This is a genomic window from Shouchella oshimensis, from assembly GCF_004375095.1.
Classification (GTDB): Bacteria; Bacillota; Bacilli; order Bacillales; family Bacillaceae_D; genus Shouchella; species Shouchella oshimensis.
Genome location: NZ_SNUX01000004.1, coordinates 667,134 through 688,599, shown reverse-complemented (window position 1 = coordinate 688,599; position 21,466 = coordinate 667,134). Strand labels below are relative to the sequence as shown.

20 protein-coding genes are annotated in these 21,466 nt (G+C 40.7%); 16 read left to right on the top strand and 4 right to left on the bottom strand.

Translation table 11 applies throughout. The annotated features are described in order from the left end of the window. Window positions 1-154: 154 nt before the first annotated feature. The 8 genes from E2L03_RS18915 to E2L03_RS18890 all read left to right on the top strand — a co-directional run bounded on the left by E2L03_RS18915 (window position 155) and on the right by E2L03_RS18890 (window position 7,234). Entirely contained in the window at window positions 155-1,996 is a 1,842-nt protein-coding gene (locus tag E2L03_RS18915) for a UbiD family decarboxylase (protein ID WP_134260099.1), read from the top strand. 14 nt (window positions 1,997-2,010) lie between these two features. Then, entirely contained in the window at window positions 2,011-2,169 is a 159-nt protein-coding gene (locus E2L03_RS20610) for a hypothetical protein (protein WP_166740380.1), read from the top strand. A gap of 11 nt (window positions 2,170-2,180) precedes the next feature. After that, entirely contained in the window at window positions 2,181-3,164 is a 984-nt protein-coding gene (locus E2L03_RS18910) for a ring-cleaving dioxygenase (RefSeq protein WP_055736125.1), read from the top strand. Window positions 3,165-3,208: 44 nt separating this feature from the next. Continuing rightward, window positions 3,209-3,361 carry a hypothetical protein gene (locus E2L03_RS20605; RefSeq protein WP_166740379.1) on the top strand — a complete coding sequence of 51 codons (153 nt, stop codon included), beginning with the start codon at window positions 3,209-3,211 and terminating at the stop codon, window positions 3,359-3,361. Further along, entirely contained in the window at window positions 3,330-4,043 is a 714-nt protein-coding gene (gene deoD, locus E2L03_RS18905; protein WP_038484527.1) for a purine-nucleoside phosphorylase, read from the top strand. Before E2L03_RS20605 ends, deoD begins: the two co-directional genes overlap by 32 nt. A 159-nt stretch (window positions 4,044-4,202) precedes the next feature. Beyond that, window positions 4,203-5,066, top strand: coding sequence for an STAS domain-containing protein (locus E2L03_RS18900; RefSeq protein ID WP_038484524.1), 864 nt, complete (start codon window positions 4,203-4,205; stop codon window positions 5,064-5,066). A gap of 28 nt (window positions 5,067-5,094) precedes the next feature. Next, a complete protein-coding gene (locus E2L03_RS18895; RefSeq protein WP_095151045.1) occupies window positions 5,095-5,949 on the top strand; it encodes a mechanosensitive ion channel family protein in 855 nt (284 codons plus the stop codon). A gap of 439 nt (window positions 5,950-6,388) precedes the next feature. Then, window positions 6,389-7,234, top strand: coding sequence for a fatty acid kinase binding subunit FakB (locus E2L03_RS18890; RefSeq protein WP_038484494.1), 846 nt, complete (start codon window positions 6,389-6,391; stop codon window positions 7,232-7,234). 72 nt (window positions 7,235-7,306) lie between these two features. On the opposite strand, the gene E2L03_RS18885 is transcribed toward E2L03_RS18890, so the two are convergent. From E2L03_RS18885 to E2L03_RS18875, 3 genes are read right to left on the bottom strand one after another with little or no spacing between them, the layout of a single operon-like run. Beyond that, on the bottom strand, window positions 7,307-7,921 hold the full coding sequence (locus E2L03_RS18885; RefSeq protein WP_124742893.1) for a YdcF family protein: 615 nt from the start codon (window positions 7,919-7,921) through the stop codon (window positions 7,307-7,309). 11 nt (window positions 7,922-7,932) lie between these two features. Next, on the bottom strand, window positions 7,933-8,487 hold the full coding sequence (locus E2L03_RS18880) for a cysteine dioxygenase (RefSeq protein ID WP_134260097.1): 555 nt from the start codon (window positions 8,485-8,487) through the stop codon (window positions 7,933-7,935). A 13-nt stretch (window positions 8,488-8,500) separates the two neighbouring features. Continuing rightward, window positions 8,501-9,397, bottom strand: coding sequence for a DMT family transporter (locus E2L03_RS18875; RefSeq protein WP_038484489.1), 897 nt, complete (start codon window positions 9,395-9,397; stop codon window positions 8,501-8,503). A 244-nt stretch (window positions 9,398-9,641) separates the two neighbouring features. On the opposite strand from E2L03_RS18875, the gene E2L03_RS18870 reads away from it, so the two are divergent. From E2L03_RS18870 to E2L03_RS18840, 7 genes are all read left to right on the top strand, one after another. Further along, window positions 9,642-11,222: an ATP-binding protein gene (locus tag E2L03_RS18870; RefSeq protein WP_134260095.1), complete on the top strand. Its 1,581-nt coding sequence runs from the start codon at window positions 9,642-9,644 to the stop codon at window positions 11,220-11,222. Between the two features lie 16 nt (window positions 11,223-11,238). Continuing rightward, entirely contained in the window at window positions 11,239-11,940 is a 702-nt protein-coding gene (locus E2L03_RS18865; RefSeq protein ID WP_134260093.1) for a response regulator, read from the top strand. A gap of 83 nt (window positions 11,941-12,023) precedes the next feature. Beyond that, window positions 12,024-13,688 carry an SLC13 family permease gene (locus tag E2L03_RS18860; protein ID WP_241742076.1) on the top strand — a complete coding sequence of 555 codons (1,665 nt, stop codon included), beginning with the start codon at window positions 12,024-12,026 and terminating at the stop codon, window positions 13,686-13,688. 276 nt (window positions 13,689-13,964) lie between these two features. Then, window positions 13,965-14,669, top strand: coding sequence for an MIP/aquaporin family protein (locus E2L03_RS18855; protein ID WP_134260089.1), 705 nt, complete (start codon window positions 13,965-13,967; stop codon window positions 14,667-14,669). Between the two features lie 22 nt (window positions 14,670-14,691). After that, window positions 14,692-16,188, top strand: a complete 1,497-nt coding sequence (gene glpK / locus E2L03_RS18850) for a glycerol kinase GlpK (RefSeq protein ID WP_038484478.1) — start codon at window positions 14,692-14,694, stop codon at window positions 16,186-16,188. Between the two features lie 155 nt (window positions 16,189-16,343). Further along, entirely contained in the window at window positions 16,344-17,996 is a 1,653-nt protein-coding gene (locus E2L03_RS18845) for a glycerol-3-phosphate dehydrogenase/oxidase (protein WP_038484475.1), read from the top strand. Continuing rightward, a complete protein-coding gene (locus E2L03_RS18840) occupies window positions 17,996-18,538 on the top strand; it encodes a glycerol-3-phosphate responsive antiterminator (RefSeq protein WP_055736148.1) in 543 nt (180 codons plus the stop codon). The genes E2L03_RS18845 and E2L03_RS18840 overlap by 1 nt, the downstream gene beginning before the upstream one ends. 40 nt (window positions 18,539-18,578) lie before the next feature. Here E2L03_RS18840 and E2L03_RS18835 read toward each other — a convergent pair whose 3' ends face one another. Further along, entirely contained in the window at window positions 18,579-20,006 is a 1,428-nt protein-coding gene (locus E2L03_RS18835; protein ID WP_038484469.1) for an aldehyde dehydrogenase family protein, read from the bottom strand. Window positions 20,007-20,276: 270 nt separating this feature from the next. On the opposite strand from E2L03_RS18835, the gene E2L03_RS18830 reads away from it, so the two are divergent. Beyond that, complete coding sequence (locus E2L03_RS18830) at window positions 20,277-21,440, top strand: MFS transporter (protein ID WP_134260087.1); 1,164 nt, start codon at window positions 20,277-20,279, stop codon at window positions 21,438-21,440. The last annotated feature ends 26 nt before the right edge of the window (window positions 21,441-21,466 follow it).

The following is a 21,466-nucleotide window of genomic DNA, read 5'->3' as shown; positions in this document are numbered from 1 at the left end:
CTATTTTCTATTATTATTTATTGATTGTCAATAAATATTTATTCTTTTACGATTTCATTATTCGTAGTAGTGTCTTTCTTAGTGGTAAGGTTTGACTCTTTTTTCATCCTGCAAGCATAATAGAAAGAGAAGATTGTTTGTAGGGGGTAAGGAAATGTATCAAAGTTTAGAGGAATGTGTGCTTGATCTAGAAAAGCACGGTCATCTTGTCCGTATTAAAGAGGAGGTAGACCCTTATCTAGAGATGGCTTCCATTCAACGAAGAGCCTATAAAGAAGGGGCACCAGCGATCCTATTTGAAAACGTAAAAGGATCAAAATACCCGGCTGTTGCGAACTTATTTGGTTCCATTGAACGTAGCAAATTCATGTTTCGCAATAACTGGGACAAGGTACAAGACATTATCGCCCTTCGTGATGATCCAATGAAAGCCATAAAGAATCCTCTTCGAAATATCGGAAATGGTGTCTCAGCTTTAACAGCCTTGCCCATGCGGAAATCAGGCTTAAATGGCTCTAAGTTAGAAGAAATTGACTTAACCGATATACCTTTTATTCAGTCATGGCCAGACGATGGAGGGGCGTTTATTACGCTTCCACAAGTCTATTCAGAGGACCCTGACAAGTCAGGCATCATGTCGGCAAATGTAGGGATGTATCGTGTTCAGCTTGATGGAAATGATTATCAAGTTGGGAAAGAGGTTGGCTTACATTATCAAATTCAGCGGGGAATCGGTGTTCATCAAACAAAGGCTGTTAAACGCGGTGAGCCGTTAAAAGTTAGTATTTTTATTGGGGGTCCACCAGCACATACATTAGCCGCTGTGATGCCTTTGCCGGAAGGGTTAAGTGAGATGTTGTTTGCTGGTTTACTTGCAAATCGTCGCTTTCGCTATGGCTATGAAGATGGTTACTGTATTAGCCATGATGCTGATTTCGTTATTACAGGAGACATCTATCCAAATGATACAAAGCCAGAGGGTCCTTTTGGAGATCATTTAGGCTATTACAGTTTAACCCATGAGTTTCCAGTCTTAAAAGTTCATAAAGTGTATGGAAGAAAAGGAGCGATTTATCCATTTACAGTGGTTGGTCGACCACCTCAAGAGGATACAAGCTTTGGTGCTCTAATTCATGAGATCACAGGAGATGCAGTAACGCAAGAACTACCAGGTGTTAAGGCTGTGCACGCTGTTGATGCTGCTGGTGTGCATCCGCTTCTTTTTGCCATAGGGAGTGAGCGTTACACGCCGTTTGAAAAAGTGGATCAGCCAACAGAGTTATTGACGATAGCCAACCGTATTTTAGGTTTCGGCCAGCTAAGCTTAGCGAAATATTTGTTTTTAACGGCCGAAGAAGAAGACTCCATTGATATTCATGACGAAGCAGCGTTTATTCAACATATTTTAGAGCGGATGGATTTAAGACGTGATCTCCATTTTCAAACGAACGCAACAATAGATACGCTAGATTACAGCGGAACAGGTTTGAATCGAGGTAGTAAAGTAACGTTTGCAGCTTATGGAGATAAAAAGCGTGAGCTATGTAAGCAAGTCCCTAACGGAATGAGACAAGTAAACGGAATTAAAGATGCTAGCCTTGTTATGCCAGGAGTTGTAGCTGTCCAACTTGAAAATGAGTTTACAAATTATGAAGCCGTAGAAGAGGAAATGAACCAATTTACGAAAAGGTTAGGAGAGGTGAATATGGAACGGTGTCCTCTCATCGTTCTATGTGATGATAGTGAGTTTTTAAGTGGCGCGCTTGAGAATTTTCTTTGGGCGACCTTTACAAGAAGCAACCCTTCTCATGATATTCATGGCGTTAATGCCTCTGTGAAGCATAAACATTGGGGATGTGACGCCATCATTATTGATGCACGGCTTAAGCCACATCATGCACCACCACTTATAGAAGACGAAGAGGTAGAAAGCCGGGTAGCTCAATTTTTTCAAGAAAATGGCGTGCTCGCATCAAAAAGAGAAGAAGAAAATTAGACCTAAATGGAAAAATGAACGCGCATGACGTCGAAAAGGCAATCTTGATGACCAATAAACGACTGTTAAGCGCGTTTTTTCTAAATGATTTAATCGTGAAAAGTCTCATTGTTGACATTTATCTCGAATTAGTTATAATTGAATTAGAGATAAAAGGAAAGTTAGATTCTTAGGAGGTCCTAGCATGAATCAATTAAAAGGAATTCACCACGTAACTGCCATTACAAGTAGTGCGGAAAAAAATTATGAATTTTTTACGTATACACTTGGCATGCGATTGGTGAAAAAAACAGTTAACCAAGACGATATTCAGACGTACCATCTATTCTTTGCCGACGATAAAGGGAATGCCGGAACAGACATGACGTTCTTTGACTTTCCAGGAATTCAAAAAGGATCACACGGTACAGATGAAATTTTTAAAACGGCTTTCCGCGTACCGACTGATGAAGCGATTCAATACTGGGAAAAACGGTTTAACCGTCTAAATGTTAAACATTCAGGCGTTAAAGAGGAGTTTGGTAAGAAAACACTCTCTTTTGTCGATTTTGATGATCAACAGTATCAGCTCGTTTCCGATGAGACTAATCAAGGTGTAGAGGCTGGCATTCCTTGGCAGGACGGCCCTATCCCATTAGAATTTGCTATAACAGGTCTTGGTCCTATTTATGTAAGAGTTGCAAATGTCGATTTCTTTAAACAAGTATTGGAACACGCTCTACAGTTTAAAGAAGTTGCCCATGAAGGATCTCGCTATTTATACGAAGTAGGGGAAGGTGGAAATGGTGCACAGATTGTAGTGGAGCATAATGCCATTTTACCACGTGCTCGACAAGGCTATGGAACTGTCCATCATGCTGCGTTTAGAGTAGAAGATCGTGCTGTTTTAGATGAGTGGACGAAGCATCTTGAGTCACTTGGCTTCCAAACATCTGGCTATGTGAACCGACACTTCTTTGAATCTCTTTATGCTAGAGTCTCACCACAAATTCTGTTTGAGTTTGCAACAGACGGTCCTGGGTTTATGGGTGACGAGCCTTATGAAACTCTTGGTGAGAAGCTTTCACTTCCACCGTTTCTTGAGCCACAACGTGAACAAATTGAAAGCGCGGTTCGTCCAATTGATACAACAAGAAGTACGAAAACATTTGAAAAAGAATACGAATAACGGTATCGTGCTCCCCTTCGACAATTGAAGGGGAGTTTTTTTGCTTGACCAGCACAGAAATCTTTGCGATTTGCGCTGAGTTTGTCTATGATGATGTAGTAAGTATTGTAATGGAAATGGTCATTATTCACATAATAAGTGAAACGAATAAGGAGTTGTTAGGATATGTCAGAAGTAAAACAAACCGCCCATATTAATCCAACTGGTGAGATTGCAGAAACGGTTCTTCTTCCAGGTGATCCATTAAGAGCAAAGTTTATCGCAGAAACATTTTTAGAAGACGTTGAACAATTTAACAGTGTTCGTAATATGCTGGGCTTCACAGGCACGTATAAAGGAAAAAAAATCTCTGTAATGGGAACAGGAATGGGTATGCCATCAATGGGAATCTATTCTTGGGAACTAATCCATATCTATGGTGTGAAGAATTTAATACGTATTGGCTCTTGTGGTGCTCTTCAAGACAATTTAGATTTATACGATATTATTATTGGAATGGGCGCTTCATCTAATTCAAATTACGTAAGTCAGTACCATATCCCAGGTCATTATGCACCAGTCGCTTCGTATTCTTTACTTGAAAAAGCTAAACACATTGCCGATGAGAAAGGATACCCTGTACACGTTGGTAACATTCTTTCAAGTGATACGTTTTACAGTGCCGATAAAGAAGCAAATGATAAATGGCGCAAGATGGGGATCCTTGGTATTGAAATGGAAGCAGCGGCATTATACATGAATGCAGCCGAAGCTGGTGTGAACGCATTATGTATCTTAACAGTAAGCGATCATATTTATAAACAAGAAGAAACAACAGCGGAAGAGCGTCAAACATCGTTTACAAAAATGATGGAGATTGCACTTGAGTTAGGTGAATAATTTTTCGTAAAAGGTTTGGCTGATGCCAAACCTTTTTTTGTCTTCGAAAAAAGTCGTACGTTTTTTTAAAAAAGGGGTTTTATATATGTATAAATGGGTATGGAGGAAGAGCGCTTAAAAACAGACATCCCAGCTTAGGTAATAAAAGGAGCAGAATATATGGACGAAACGATCGGTCATTCAAACTACGATTCCGTAATAGAAGTCTCAAACAAGCTATTCAAGCTTGTTTCAAATAAATTAGGTGTAAACACTGCCTATATTGCTAGAAAAGAAAATGAGCAAATAAAGATTGTGAATGCGTTTAACGAGAAGGAGACGATTCTTTCTAAAGATGCAGAGATTGATTATTATGAATCAAGCTGTAAGCAAGTATTTGAAAGTGATCAAGAGTATACAACCGTTGAGAACTTAATGACAAACCCAACGACACAAGATCAAGTTGCCTCAAGAGAATGGCATGTTCGTGGTTTTATGGGTGTAAAACTAAAAAGCATGAATGGGGACATTTTCGGCACATTATGCGTCATGGATTATGCAGAAAAGCACTTTAGTGAAGAAGATGTTGAGTTCTTGAAAACAATAGCGGAAGTCTTGTCATATATTATTGAGCTTGACGAAACCTTTGCGGATATCGAACTGTTAAGTGTGCCAATTATACCGATTCGTTCAGGCTTAGCGATTTTGGCTTTGCAAGGGAATATTAATAAAAGCCGGGGTAAGAAAATTTTAGAAGATACATTAAACTATGCATTAGATCAACGTATTAATTATTTTGTTATCGATTTATCCCAAATAAAGTATAGCGATACAAATTTTGCTGTATTGCTCCATTCATTAATATCTGCATTAAGACTGATGGGTGTAAAAGTCATGTTATCAGGCGTGCCCGTCCAGCTTGCTCATGAGCATTTAATACGCGATCAACTGGTAAAGCTTGATGTCGCCTATGTAAAAACCATTGAAGCAGCTTTAATGAAAATAGGCTATGTTTTAAAAGACGTAAGTGCGGATAAAGAATAAGTGATGCTATTTATTCTAGGAGGTTTCTATGTTTGATGATTTATGGAACTCCACGTATGCGCTCTTATCGGATACGGAGTTTTGGCTTGCCGTTGTAAGTACTCTTGTAAAAGTTATTGTTATTTTAGTATTGGCGCGAATTTTACTAGGGGTATTAAAGCGAGTAATTACCCAGATTTTACAAAAGCGTGAAGGAAAGTACGTCAATGTATCTGAACAACGAAGTAAAACCTTAACGTCATTGCTACATAGTGTTGTTGCCAATGTTGTTTATTTTATTGCCATTTTACTTGTACTAGACGAATTAGGATTTAACCTTGCATCTGTACTCGTTGGTGCAGGTGTGCTAGGTCTTGCAATTGGCTTTGGCGCTCAAAACGTTGTCCGAGATGTGATTACAGGGTTCTTTATATTATATGAAGACCAGTTTTCCGTTGGAGATTACATTACAACTGGTCAGTACACAGGGACGGTCATTGACTTTGGTCTTAGGGTGACAAAAATTCAAGATTGGACAGGCGAAGTGAACATTATTCCAAATGGCCATATTGAGGATTTAAAAAACTATTCAAAAGAAAATTCATATGCGGTAGTCGATATGCGTGTGTCGTATGGACACGACCTTGAGAAGTTACAGCAACTTATTATGGATGCCAGCCTGGTTGTTTATCATAGTAACGAGAACATGATTGAAAAGCCTGACATGCTAGGCATACAAGAAATAAGTGAATCTGGCGCTGTTATTCGTGTTATTGCTTTATGTAAGCCGGTCATGCAGTGGGGCGTAGAGCGGGAAATTCGACGTGCCATCTTAGATTCCTTTGCTGAAAAAGGAATTGATGTGCCTTATCAACAAGTAACGGTACACCAAAAAGAAGCCTAAATAAGTTTCATCCTTGCAGTGAGAAGTTGTAAAAAAGCAGTCTATTATAGACTGCTTTTTTTCGAGCTCGTAGTTTCCACCATTTCATGAAGGGTAGACCCGCTTCACAGACATGGACAATAAGAGTACCGCACAAGCAAAAAGGATGCTAACCCGATAAATCGTTAAAACGACGTGCCGATGGCTGTAGCCTTTATACAAAATGAGTTTTGAAAAAAAGCGTACCTTTACAATTGATAAAGGAACGTTACAAACTTTACAATGTATTCATAGATGAAGATGGTTCTAAAACAACACGAAACCGATTACGTTCATACTTTTTTCTATAGTCGTACAATTGCGCTTTTTAAGAGAGCGTTTACACTCAGGTGCACGTGTGTCATACTACAATCAACGTATGTTATGCGTTCACAAAATGCCTTATTAAAGGGAGATTTTAATGACAAAAATCAAAATTGTGACGGATTCCACTTGCGATATAGATGCATCAATCTTACAAGAGTTAGGGGTAACCGTTGTCCCGTTATCAATAAACATTAATGGTAAAAGTTATTTAGATGGAGTCGATTTAACGAAGAAAGAGTTTGCGCACATGCTTGTGACAAGCGATGACCTTCCGAAAAGCTCTCAGCCTCCAGTTGGCGAGTTTGTCCGCGTGTATGAGGAACTTTTAAGTGAGCCTGAAACGCACGTTTTATCCATCCATATGACGAGTGCGATGAGCGGAACTGTTGCATCTGCACAAATGGCGGCAGATGAGTTTGGTGGGAAAGTGACTGTTGTCGATTCTCGTTTCATTTCAATTGCGTTGTCTTTTCAAGTGACACGAGCTGCTGAGCTGGCGAATAAAGGAAAAAACCTTGAGGCTATTCTAAGTGAGCTTGAGGATATTCGCTCGAAAACTTCTTTATATATTGTGGTCGATACGCTAGACTATTTGGCTAAAGGCGGTCGAATTGGAAAAGGGAAGGCGCTCCTTGGTTCATTATTAAAGATAAAGCCGATCGCTTCTTTACAAGATGGTTCTTATACACCTGTAGCAACGAAGCGTTCTCAGAAACAGGTGCTTGAATTTCTGACAGACACTTTTACAAAAGAAACAGAAGCGAAGGAGATTAAACATGTCGGTGTAGCCCATATTGAAGCCGAAACGTTTAGTGAGCAAGTGTTGGATCGCTTAAGAAAAGTCCGACAGCATTTCTCATCGTCCATACTGGAAACTTCTCCAATCATTAGCACCCACACAGGGCCTGGCGCCATTGCCCTTATGTATTACACAAACTAACACGTAATCGTATGAATAGTCCCTCCAAAGTAGGCACTTTGAAAAAGTGGAAACAGTGGAGGGCTTTTTGGCTTACCCATCGCCAATGAAAATGTCTTCATCAACAATGGCCCCTATTTTTGCGTAGCGTACAAGCTTCTGCACTTCTGCTTCGACTCTTTTTCGACTATGAGGTGAAAGGAACCAATTCCCTTCTTTTGTGCTCCGATCATCTACAGACGCAAATGAGTAGGTGATCCAGTTCGGCATATACGTACGCATCGTCAACCAAACTCTTAACATATGAATACTAGAGGTAACGATGATGATGTGTTTTACGTGGTGCAAGTAGTAAGCACGATCGAGAACGAGGAGAGAAGCAAGAACATTTTCTTTTGTGTGTAGCGACTCTTTTTCGATTAAGATCGCTTCTTGAGGAATGCCGCTTTGAAGTGCTCGTTCTTGCATCATCACGGCTTCTGGTTTCTTAGAAGCATCCCAAGATACACCTCCTGAAAACAATAATTTATTAGCCCGTCCTTCCAGATAGAGTTGAATTGCTTTGGGGACTTTATAGTCGACAGCCTTACTACTGCCTGGAACGAAAATGCAATCTCCCTGTTGTCCATCGTCAGAAGTAGAATGATAGAGGAGTTTGGTGATTTGCTTGTCTGTGAGCTCAGCTGTATTCAATTGAGAGAGATACATCGAATTCCTCCTTATTCCGGTGCTTCATTTAATTGAATAACTTTAAGCCGCTGCTTTTGATCTTCCGGCCACCAGGCGCCACAATCATCTGATACAACACAGGCGGCACACTTTTTTAAATCATATACTTTCATCCCTGAAATAGGTGGGGCGTATAAGTGGAGAGTTAATAGCCCTTTGTTTCCTTCCATTCGATGCACACTTTTTTTAGGAGCAAAAAAGGTTTTCCCTTGTTTATAATATTTTTCAACAAATAGCTCTGGTAGCTCATTCGATTGCACTCTGAAGAGTTGATTGGATACATTCCCAGCGATTACTTGAATCCAACCATACGAGTTGCCATGATCATGAGGAGCGCAATCAAGGCCAGACCAATTCATAAGTAATAGTTCAACGTGTTTAGATTGGAAGAGCAGTTTGCGATAGTAAGGCTTTTCACTGCTTGATTGGATGTAAGGAGCTAACTCATCATAGGTTGCGTTCAGCTTTAGCAATGCTTGACGTAATCCTTCAATACTTGGTTTAGTGAGAGGAAGCAAACAATTGCTTATATGGTGTTCGAACATAATGATCTCCTTTCTATTCCCTGTTTTTCGCCTGAGTTAAACCGTGGTTTGACAATAAGACTCCTCCTATAATTATGACTCCTCCTACAATGCTTAGAAGTAGAACTTTTTCGTTTAAAAAATAAATAGCTGCGAGAAACGTTACTAATGGTTCGATATAAAGAAAACTAGATACGGTTGATGCTTGTAGTTGAGTTAATGCTTTTGCCCAAAGAAAGTAGGCAACAGCTGATACAAACACGCCTAGAAAAAGTAAGTGAGTCCACCCGGTTATTGATAGCAATGTTAATTCCTCTACACTTCTAGTAACGTGTACGATTGGTAGAGAAAGGCATGTACCGATTAAGCACATATAAAACGTTATGGACACAGGCGGTAATGGTATACGAAGTCCTTTTAAAAGTAAGGAATAAACGGCCCAATTGATTGTGCTGAGAAACATAAGGATGTACCCTGGTTGGAAAGCAGATAGGTGAGTAGGGTTCGTAATGAGAAGTACACCTACTAGAGCAAGTAGCATGCCAATTCCTTTTTTAAGAGTAAAACGTTCATGAAGAAAAAAACATGCTAAAACACATGTAAAGATTGGTACGAGGGAAATCATCCAGCCCGCCTCTGAGGCTTGAATCGTTAACAATGACGTTGATTGTAACCATTGATGGATAAATACACCAAGTGTCCCAAGAATAAAGAGGTGCGGAAGATAGTGTAATGATAGTTTAAGAGGGTAGCGAAATACGATAAGAAAGAGAAATAGGAACAAAGAACCGATTGCAAAACGGCTGACTAAGATCGTACTAGGCGTAAGTTCTGCTAATAGTGCTTTTGTATTTACAAACGATATCCCCCAAAAGGCGACGGCTAAAAAAGCAAACAAAGCCGCGGTTAAAACAGAACTGGACCAGCGCATGAATTCCTATCTCCTTCAAAAAGCAAAGTGAAACTCTTTTAGAATTGTATGCAAAAGAAAAAGAGACATGTCCAAGCTATAAAAAAAAGCTCCCAACAATTGTTGGGAGCTAAGGGGGATAGGGGAATACGCTACTCATTCTAACCGTTTAAATGAAATCTATACATTTTTAAAGAAAAAATTTAAACTACGTATAAGATGCGTGGAATGATACTGATAAAATGGCTAGAGGTGGAGTGCGGAAATGAAAAAAGAACCACTAACGCTTAGAACCCAAACGATGTTATTAAGTGCTAGCATTGTCCTAGTAGCTTTGCTATTATTCGGATTATTTAGCGCTTTTCAGCAAGCATCATTAACAAGAGAACAGCTAGCCGATAAAGTACGAATTAGTGCAAGTCATTTGCAGGATCATCCAGTGGTTGTATCTGCCCTTGAAGCCGATGAAACAACAGATGAGCTCATACGACTTACTGAGGCTATTCGAGAAGAAAATGAGTTCTTATATATCGTGGTGATGGATACAGATCAAAAACGTTACACCCACCCGGTGGAGGATCGTATCGGGGAGCCGTTTGTTGGGGGAGACGCAGATTTAGTTTTTGAAGGAGAATCATATATATCAGAAGCCGTTGGTTTTTTAGGTCCTTCCGTTCGAGCTTTTGAGCCTGTTTATAGTCAAACAGACGTACTAATCGGTGCTGTTTCAGTTGGAATCTCTACAGATGCTATTAACGAGGCTGAAGCCCAGGCCATTCTTACATCATTAGCTGGCGCAAGCGGAAGCTTACTTATTGGGATGATTGGTGCTTACTTTCTTTCAAACCGAATTAAAAAACAGCTTCACGGTCTTGAACCACAACAGATTGCAAGGCTTGTTAATGAACGTGAAGCCATTTTAGAAGCTGCTGGTGAGGGTGTTATCGCTATTAATGAAGAAGGGAAGATTATTGCCATAAATGGTGCAGCGACAACCTTTTTAAAAGCAACGAATCATGAAAATTCTGTGGAAGGTAAAAAGATTAATGAAGTGTGGCCAGAGCTTAAACTGGAAGATGTGATGGAGCAGCGTGAAGGTAGCTACGATGTGGTCTATCAAAGAAGCGATTTAGAAGCTGTTGTGACGAAGGTGCCGATCTTTTATCAAGATCTTTGTATTGGAGCACTTGCCACATTCCGAGAAAAGAATCAGCTAGATGACATTATGAAACGTTTAAGTGGAGTAGAGACCTATGCCAAAAGCTTAAGAAGCGAAACCCACGAGTTCATGAACAAGCTACACATTATTAGTGCTATGGTGGAAACCGAATCATATAGTGAACTACAAGACTATATTGAAAATCTTTCTTTACGCTATCAGCAAAAGAAGAATAGTCAATTACCGGAAGAAGTTGGCAAATTAGTATCTGACAAGAGCTTAGCGCAATTTTTAGCACGTAAAACAAGTGTGTTAGAAGAGCAAGGTATTAACGTTCTGTTCCAATCTGGTACACCTTGGCCAAAGTTATCGTCACAACTTATTGATGCATGGATTACGATCATTGGAAACACGATGGACAATGCAGCGGAAGCGAGCCTTAATCACCGCGAAACCTATATTATTGTCACCATTAAGCAAGTAGGCGGTGTCCTTCGCTATGTAATTGAAGATAACGGCAAAGGCTTTACGCCTACTCAAGAGAGACAATCGACAAAAAATGGAGATCACGGGTACGGGTTAGAGAATGTAAGAAAAGAAGTCTCTCGTTTTCGTGGAACGATTGACCTTTTATCAAGAGAAGGTAAAGGTACCATTATTACGATCCATATTCCGATAGGGACATGAAAGGAGGTAGAACAAGTTGATTCGTGTAGCAATGGTTGAAGATGAGGAAGAGATTGCACATTTCCACAGTCTTTTTCTTAAAAAAGTTGAAGGATTTACGTTGGTAGCCCAGGCACGAACGTTCGAAGAAGGGTTACAACAAGTGAAAGAACAGAAGCCTGATCTATTGTTGCTTGATGTGTATATTGGTGACAGGAATGGACTAGATATTTTAAAGCAAGTGCGCCTAGAGGAAAGGAATGTCGACGTAATTCTTATTACATCCGCAAATGATGCGTATACAGTTCAAACAGGCTACCGTTTTGGTGTGATTGATTATCTCGTAAAGCCCTTTACATTTGTGCGTTTTAAAGAAGCCCTTGATCGCTATCGATTTATGAAACAAGAAACAGAGCAACCATCATTTGCTCAACAAGAAATAGATAATTTTCTCCAACGAAATGAAACAAACCAAGTCGTAGAAAAAGTACATATGCCAAAAGGCATTACGGAAGTAACGGCGACTCGGATCTTAGAAGCGCTAGATGATACGAAATGGCAAACAGCAGCCGAATTAGAGGAGCGTACAACCATTTCTCATGTTTCACTCCGAAAATATCTACGCTACTTTCTTGAACAAGGGTTTATCGAGAAAGATCTTGTCTATTTAACGCATGGGAGACCGTATAACCGCTATCGTATGTTAGAAGCGGGCAAGGTGTTTCGATTAAAAAGTTGATTTCGTTTAATTAAAAAAACTAGACCATTCCCCCACGTTCATGAAAAAATAAGTAAACGCTTTCAATGGATGGAGGAATGACTATGAGACTTGTATGGGATCGATTATGGCAACAGTCTGAACGAACGAAGGACCTTTTAAATATCTTCTCCTATGCAAACAAAGGCTCTGCTGCTTTGAGAAAAGAAGCAGCTGAACATAAAGAAATGAGAGAACGCAAGAACGCAAGTCCTGAAAATAATCATAAAAAGAAGCCTTATTCTAGGGCACAACTAATTGGTCTATTGCTTGGACCATTACTGTTTGCCTTAACCATGTTGTTTTTTGAACCAGCAGGATTATCTGCTGATGGGCAAAGAGTGTTAGCAGTTACCCTTTGGATTGCAACCTGGTGGATGACTGAAGCAATTCCAATTCCAGCTACTTCGTTAATGCCGCTTATCTTACTACCGATAACTGGGGCAATGGAAGGTTCTGATGTCGCGTCTTCTTATGGTAATGACATCATTTTCTTATTTTTAGGTGGTTTCTTTATCGCAACGGCGATGGAAAAATGGAATTTACACAAACGAGTGGCATTGTTTATTATTTCTGTCATTGGGACAAGTACTCAACGAATTCTGTTAGGTTTCATGATTGCGACAGGTTTTCTCTCAATGTGGGTATCTAACACAGCTGCTGTTATGATGATGATACCAATGGCACTCGCTATTACTGCTCAAGTAGCAGCGGCATTGAAAGAAGATCAACATAAACGTGACTTACCTAAGTTTGAGAAATCACTATTATTTGGTGTAGGGTATGCGGGCACAATTGGTGGGCTTGGTACATTAATTGGGACACCGCCTAATATTATTCTTGCTGCGCAGCTCGATACTATTTTTGGAATTTCGATTGGTTTTGGTACATGGATGCTCTTTGCCGTGCCGGTTGTCATCTTACTTCTTTTATTCACATGGTTTTATCTCGGGACAGTTAGTTTTAAAACGAGTATTAAGACACTGCCAGGTGGGAAAGCGCTAATTGCACAAGAAAGACAAAAGCTTGGAAAAACCGCTTATGAAGAAAAAATTGTCGGTGGGGTTTTCATATTTGCCGCATTTATGTGGATTTCTAGAGAATTTTTATGGTCTGGGGATGAGGCGCTACTTGTTCAGCTTCCTGGAGTTTCAGATGGGATGATTGCTATTATCGCAACAATGCTTTTATTCTTAATCCCTGCAAAAGCTTCTTCTCGTATCTTGGATTGGAGTGATTCAAAAGAAATTCCTTGGGGCGTGCTTCTTTTATTTGGTGGGGGACTAGCGATTGCTTCAGGTTTCCAATCAAGTGGCCTTTCTAGTTGGTTGGGTGATCAATTAACGATTTTAGACGGTCTTCATATGCTCCTTATTATTGGTGGGGCGACGCTATTAATCATGATGCTAACAGAGATTACATCAAATACGGCAACAGCAACCATGATTCTACCAGTTGTGGCGGCACTTGCAGTCGCTCTTGATATTCATCCATTTGCGCTTATGATCCCATGTGCAATGGCAGCAAACTGTGCGTTTATGTTGCCAGTTGGAACACCGCCAAATGCCATTATCTTTGGAACAGGGAAGATTAAAATCATTGAAATGGTACGAGCCGGTTTTTGGCTGAATGTATTTGCTACAACCATTATTGTTTTAGCTGTCTATTTCTTAGTTCCGCTTGTAATGGGCGTAGATTTGTCAACATTCCCTACAGAGATTCTTGATTAACCTCATTATATAGGAGATGCAGAAGAGTTTTAATCGCTGCATCTCTTTTTTTGATGCTCATTAAAAAGGGAAAAATTGTTTATATGTAGAAAGAATAGGGAAAGAACCATTGAATCCGTTTACAAATAAGCTTGTTCATACTATAATGGCACCATGTTAATAGAAGTAGCTGATGAGTGTATGAGAACAGCTTTTTTTGCGGAACGTAACAGGTCTGTGAAAAAGGCTGTTCTTTTTTGTGCATACCCACTCAGATGAAGTAGAGGAGGAACAAAAATGGCTGAAGTCATTGCCGAATTTGTAGGAACAATGATACTCATTATATTTGGTGCAGGTGTTATTGCAGCAGTTAACTTAAAAGAATCCAAAGCTGAGGGTGCCGGATGGTTAACGATTGCCATAGGTTGGGGCTTTGCAGTAGCGTTAGGCGTATACGTGTCAGGAACAGTAAGTGAAGCGCACTTAAATCCTGCGGTAACCATTGGATTCGCGGCAATTGGAGAGTTTCCATGGAGCCAGGTTCCTGGCTATATTATTGGACAATTACTTGGCGCTATTGCTGGGGCAGTCGTCATCTTTCTACATTACTACCCGCATTGGAAAAAAACAGACGATCCGGATGCAAAATTTAGTGTATTCGCGACAGCACCTGCGATTAAGCATACACCATCGAATTTCGGCTCAGAATTAATTGGAACCGCTGTATTAGTATTTGGATTACTGGCAATCGGTGCGAATACATTTAGTGAAGGTTTAAATCCTCTTGTCGTTGGTGTACTAATTATTGCTATCGGGCTTTCTCTTGGGGGACCTACAGGGTATGCGATTAATCCTGCCCGTGATTTAGGACCGCGAATTGCCCACGCTTTGTTACCTATTCATAAAAAAGGACCGTCTGATTGGGCATACGCTTGGGTTCCTATTTTAGGTCCAATTACAGGTGGTGTCATTGGTGCATTCGCCTATACAATGATATTTTAAAAAGAGATGAGGAGGAATGAAGATGAAGAAACAATACATTTTAGCAATTGACCAAGGTACAACAAGTTCGAGGGCCATTTTATTTGATGAAAAGGGGGAGATGCTGCAAACAGCTCAGCGGGAGTTTAAGCAGTATTTTCCTAAGCCAGGCTGGGTAGAACATAATGCTAATGAGATTTGGACGTCCGTCTTAGCAGTTATTGCTGAAATTTTCTCTGAATCGGATGTAAAACCTGGCGATATTTCAGGTATCGGCATTACAAATCAGCGTGAAACAACGGTTGTATGGGATAAGGCGACTGGCAAGCCTGTATACAATGCGTTAGTATGGCAATCAAGACAAACCGCAGGCATTTGTAAAGAATTACGAGATGCTGGACATAATGAACTGTTCAGAAAGAAAACAGGGCTCCTGATTGATCCTTATTTCTCAGGCACAAAAGTAAAATGGATTTTTGACAATGTGGACGGTGTGAAGGAAAGAGCGGCAAAAGGAGAGCTTCTCTTCGGAACAATTGACTCTTGGTTAATCTGGAAGTTGAGTGGAGGAAAGGCACACGTTACCGACTATACGAATGCCGCACGGACCCTTATGTACAATATACATGAGTTAAAATGGGATGATGAATTATTAGAGATTCTAGACATACCAAAAAGTGTTTTACCAGAAGTACGCTCCTCTTCTGAAGTATATGCTGAAACGGTAGATTATCATTTCTTCGGTGAAAATATTCCGATTGCAGGAGTAGCAGGAGACCAGCACGCAGCTCTCTTTGGACAGGCTTGTTTCGAAGAAGGCATGGTTAAGAATACGTATGGTACGGGTTGCTTTATTCTAATGAATACAGGCGAAAAAGCAGTGGAATCAAAGAATGGTTTGTTAACGACCCTTGCATGGGGAATCGATGGCAAGGTGGAGTATGCCCTTGAAGGAAGTATCTTCGTTGCAGGGTCAGCCATTCAGTGGCTTCGTGATGGCATTCAGCTTATCGAGCATTCACCACAAAGTGAAGAGCTCGCTACACGCATTACATCATCAGACGGTGTGTATTTAGTTCCCGCATTTGTTGGCTTAGGCACACCATACTGGGACAGTGAAGCTAGAGGAGCGATGTTTGGGTTAACTCGTGGAACCGAGCGGTCACATATTGTTCGCGCTACCCTTGAATCCCTTGCATACCAAACGAAAGACGTTATGACAGCAATGGAAAGCGATGCTGGAATTGAATCGAAGAAACTGCGTGCAGATGGTGGTGCAGTAGCGAACAACTTCCTTATGCAGTTTCAAAGCGATTTACTTGATGCACCAGTAGAAATCCCTTCTGTTACAGAAACAACGGCATTAGGAGCTGCATACCTTGCAGGACTAGCAGTCGGCGTTTGGGAAAGTAAGGAAGATATCGCGAAACAATGGAAGATGGATCGTTCATTCAGCCCTGATATGAAAGAGAAAGAACGAGATGCATTATACAGTGGTTGGAAAAAAGCGGTTGATGCAACAATGACATTCAAACCGTAACCCTTTACGAATGAGAAAAAAAGGCGTACACTAAGAGTAACAAGTTAATGATAAAATCTTTGAGACGATGAGGGGATTACAGCACTTAAGTAGGCGAACTGCCTACTTAAGAATGTTGTGGTCCCCTCTTTTTTATTTTCTTAGGAGGGAAAACCATGCCATTTTCAACAGTTACTAGAACAAACACACTTCAAAGCATGCAAGGGCAACAGCTAGATTTACTGGTCATCGGTGGGGGAATTACAGGTACAGGAATTGCACTAGATGCACAAACAAGAGGGTTAAGTACAGGATTAATCGAGATGCAGGATTTTGCTGCAGGAACATCGAGTCGTTCTACGAAATTAATACATGGTGGCTTACGCTATTTAAAACAATTCGAAATTAAGCTAGTTGCAGAAGTTGGGAAAGAGCGGGCAATTGTTTATGAAAATGCGCCCCATGTAACAGAGCCTGTTCGAATGATGCTTCCTTTCTATAAGGGAGGAACGTTTAACGCTTTTACAACGTCGCTAGGATTATCTGTATATGATCGCTTAGCCGGAGTGAAGAAAGACGAACGTCGGACGATGATGAACGCGAAAGAAGCATTAAAGAAAGAAAGTATTTTAGCAAGTGAAGGGCTCAAAGGTGCTGGAATGTACGTTGAATACCGTACAGATGATGCTCGTTTAACAATGGAAGTAGCCAAAAGTGCTGCAGAGCGCGGTGCAAAACTCATTAACTATGTGAAAGCCGATTCGTTTCTTTACGAAAATGGAAAGCTAGTTGGTGTTCAAGCAACAGATCGTTTGACAGGTGAAAGCGTAAAAATATATGCAAGAAAAATCATTAACGCAACAGGACCTTGGGTAGATACTTTACGAGAACAAGATCGTTCGAGAGAAGGGAAATCCATTCATCATACAAAAGGTGTTCACTTAGTTCTCTCAAAAGAGCGCTTGCCTTTAAATCGTGCTGTATATTTTGATACACCTTTTGGTGATGGAAGAATGATGTTCGCCATTCCTAGAGGGAAGAAAGTGTATGTAGGAACAACAGATACGAACTTCAAAGGCGATCAAAAAGAGCCAGGTGTGACAATAGATGATGTTAATTATATTCTTGATGCTACGAACCAATTGTTCCCAGGCTATCATTTAACGAAGACAGACGTTGAATCAAGCTGGTCTGGAATTCGTCCGCTTATCCATGAAGATGGTAAAGATCCATCCGAGATCTCGAGAAAAGATGAGATTTTCCATTCGAAAAGCGGTCTGATGACCATTGCAGGAGGGAAGCTTACAGGCTATCGAAAAATGGCTGATACGATTGTCTCTATCGCTGCTGAAGAACTTTCTAAAGAAACTGGAAAGAGCTATCCAAGCTGTCAGACTAAGGAAATGGCTTTATCAGGCGGGCATGTTGGTGGTTCAGCGAAATATGAAGCCTTCAAACAAAAGACGATTCGAGACGGAGTAGAAAAAGGCTTAACCCAAGACGAAGCCCAAGAAATTGCAGAACGCTACGGTTCTAATGCACCAGCAGTGTTTTCCTATCTACAAGAAGACAATCACTACGACTTGCCTAAGGCTCTTTATGCGATGCTTCGTTATGGAATAGAGCAAGAAATGACCGTAACAGCCGTTGATTTCTTGATGAGACGGGTTTCGTATCTGCTATTTGACATCGATCAAGTAGATGCGTATAAAGATCGTATTTTAAATGCGATGAGCGATTTGCTACAATGGTCAGAAGAAGAGAAACTTCGCTATAGTAAAGAACTAAATGAACAAGTAAATCTAGTTACGTTGAGGGGCTTACAGTAATGTTTGATGGTCAACAATTATTACCTGCAGTAAACAATATGAAAGATTTTGAGCGCGTGATGAAAGAAGAAAGGACTTACTTTGTTGTCCTTGATGTACATCTGTCGCTGTTGGCAAAAATGAAAAAGCTTTCGAAAGAAGCAGGGAAAAAGATGCTTCTACATGCTGACCTCGTGCAAGGTTTAAAGAGTGATCGGTATGCTGCAGAGTTTATTTGTCAGACCATTCGTCCTACAGGTGTCATTTCAACTAGAGCAAATATGCTAAAGACCGCAAAAAAAAATAACATTTTGGCGATCCAACGTATTTTTTTACTTGATACGATGGCGTTGAAAACAAGTTATCAGCAAGTGGAAGAAGTAAAGCCTGACGTTCTTGAGGTGTTACCTGGTGTCTTGCCAGACTATATCAAAAAAGTTCGACAAGAAACGGGGATAGACGTTATTGCAGGAGGGTTAATTACAACTGCAGACGACATCGAAACCGCGCTTCAAGCTGGGGCAAGAGCTGTTACAACATCAAGAAAAGAATTATGGATTTAATGAAAAGCAGGCGCATAGAAGTGCGCCTGCTTTTTTTTGTTTAGGACGGCATACCGAGTACAGCTTTCACTTCAAGATACTCTTCAATACCAAATTCGCCCCACTCACGTCCAATACCGGATTGTTTGTAACCGCCAAATGGAGCGTTAAAGTCTGTCTGTGCATTGTTTATCGTAATTTGACCTGCACGGATCCGAGAGGCCACATAGCGTAACTTATCTGGATCTTGTCCAAAGACATAGCCTGCTAAGCCGTAGACAGTATCATTGGCAATATCAATGGCGTGGTCAACATCGTTGTAATAAATAATGGATAAGACTGGCCCGAAGATTTCTTCTTGTGCAATAACCATGTTATTTGAAACGTCTGAGAAGACAGTGGGCTTTGCAAAATAACCGGTATCTAATCCATCAGGCTTTCCAGTACCTCCTACTAATACGGTTGCACCTTCGTCGATTCCTTTTTGAATGTAAGATTGAACCGTATCCCACTGACCTTTTGAAACAAGTGGTCCAGCTGTATGACCTTCTTCTTTTGGGTTCCCCATTGAGAAGGAAGCAACTGTATCTTTCATCGCGTTTTCAAATGCGTCTTGTTTTGCTTTTGGGACGAGAATACGTGTGGCAGCCGTACACACTTGTCCAGTATTAAAGAACATATGTGAAGCGGCTGTCTTAGCAGCATCAATCATATCTGCATCTTCTAAAATAACAAGTGGCGACTTGCCACCTAATTCAAGGGCAACCTTCTTAATGGTTTTAGAGGCGTTTTGCATGATCTTCTCACCTACAGCCCCAGAGCCAGTGAAAGATACAAAATCTATATCCGGGTGCGAGCTAATCGCATCTCCTACTACATCACCAGTGCCGTTAACGAGGTTAAAGGCGCCTTTTGGAACACCTGCTTCATGAATAATATCAGCAAGCATCATTGCGGCATAGGGTGTTTTCTCAGCTGGTTTCAATACGACAGGACTACCTGCTGCAATGGCACCTGCAATTTTTGTAGCTGTTTGATTTGTTGGGAAGTTCCACGGTGTGATTAACCCGCTTATACCAATGCTTTCTTTTACAAGTGTATGACCGTCCTTTTCTTCTGAAAACGAAAAGGTTTCTAACGCTTCTGCCGCTTGGTTAAAATGAGCTAGGCCCATTTTAAAATGAACGTCTTCAGAAACCGAAAGTGGTGCACCGAGCTCTTCAGTCATAACATGAATAAGCTCTTTGCTTCGCTTTTTGTAACCTTCAGCAATTGCTTTTAGCCATTGAATTCGTTCGTCTTTTGTAGAGGTTGAAAACGATGGAAATGCTTGTTTTGCCGCAGAAACGGCTTTATCGACATCTTCTTTAGTACCTGCAGAAACGTGACCGATTACTTCTTCTGTTGCAGGGTTGATAACGTCAATGGTGTTAGAATCAGTTGAATCAATCCATTCACCGTTAATGAAATGTTGCGTTTGGTTACGCATGAGAATCGCTCCTTCACATTAAGCTAGTCAGTTTTTGGAAAAAGATCCTACAGTTTTGTACCCTCTTAAGAAACAATAAAACATGATCGTAACCGACCATATTTTTAGAAGGAAAACTTTTATTGTATTTGTATAAGCATTTTTTCTGTAAAATGGTAGAAGCAAAAAAGTTCCTGAACCGATAGAAAAAAGCGCTATAAACTTGACGAGTCAAAAGATTTTTACGTATTCTTTGCAAAGAGAGAAAAAGAAAATGAGGCAGGAGAGACTATGCGTACGTTTTATTATTTGCTCGCTTTAACTTTGGCTGCATTAAATTTGCGACCAGCCATTACATCGATTTCACCTTTATTAGAATCCATTCAAGCTTCACTCGGAATGAGCGGAGCAACAGCAAGCTTATTAACAACATTGCCTGTTTTATGTATGGGGATTTTTTCGCCTTTTGCAGCTGTTATTAGTAAGAAAATCGGGTTAGAAAGAGCTATTTTTGTTTCCTTAATTTTTATTACGGTGGCAACCTTAATGCGTGGTGTTGTTGGCTCTGTCGTGCTGCTTGTCGTAACAGCTTTCTTAGCTGGGATCGGTATTGGTTTAGCTGGCCCACTTCTTTCAGGATTTATAAAGCAACACTTTCCTAAAAAACCGGGATTTGTAAGCGTCTATTCTGTATCCCTTGTTATCGGTGCAGGAATTGCCACTGGCTTTGCTGTTCCAGTGTACGATGGCTTTTCAGGGAACTGGCAGCTGGCGCTAGCCGTTTGGGGTACTTTAGGCGTAATAGCACTACTAGCGTGGATTGGCTTAATACAAAAGCGACCAACTGCCCTGAAGACAACCAACGCAGCATTACCATTTAGAGATAAACGCGCACTCTTGATTACCCTATTCTTTGGGTTTATGGCAACGGTCTTCTATACTGTAACAGCGTGGGCGGCACCGATTGTCATCAGTTTTGGCTATTCTACGGCAATGGCGGCAGCAGGGGTGACGGTTTTTCAATTTATTCAAATTCCTGTTTCTCTGGTGCTACCGAGCATTGTTTCAAAGTATGGGTATATTACCCCTGCTCTTATCGGGTGTAGTGCGATTGAATTAGTCGGTGTCATCTGCTTGCTTGTTGGTGTTCACCCTTTACTTGCGTTAGGTCTTATCGGATTTGGTGCAGGGGGGCTGTTTCCGCTAGCTCTGATGATTCCCATTATTGAAACGGACACAGCTGATAAAGCAAGTGCATTATCGGCGCTAAATCAAGGTGGTGGCTATATTTTTGCTGCCTTAGGACCGTTGGCGGTTGGAACCCTCTTTGACGTATTTGGAACGTTTAAACCGGCTTTATATGTATTACTCGTCGTTATTATGAGCATGGGAGTCGTTCAGTATCTTCTAGGTAGGCCGGCGAAAGTAGAGGGAGTGAAGAACAAGCTCGGGTAGAGGTTTTCCTATAGTTCGTATAGATT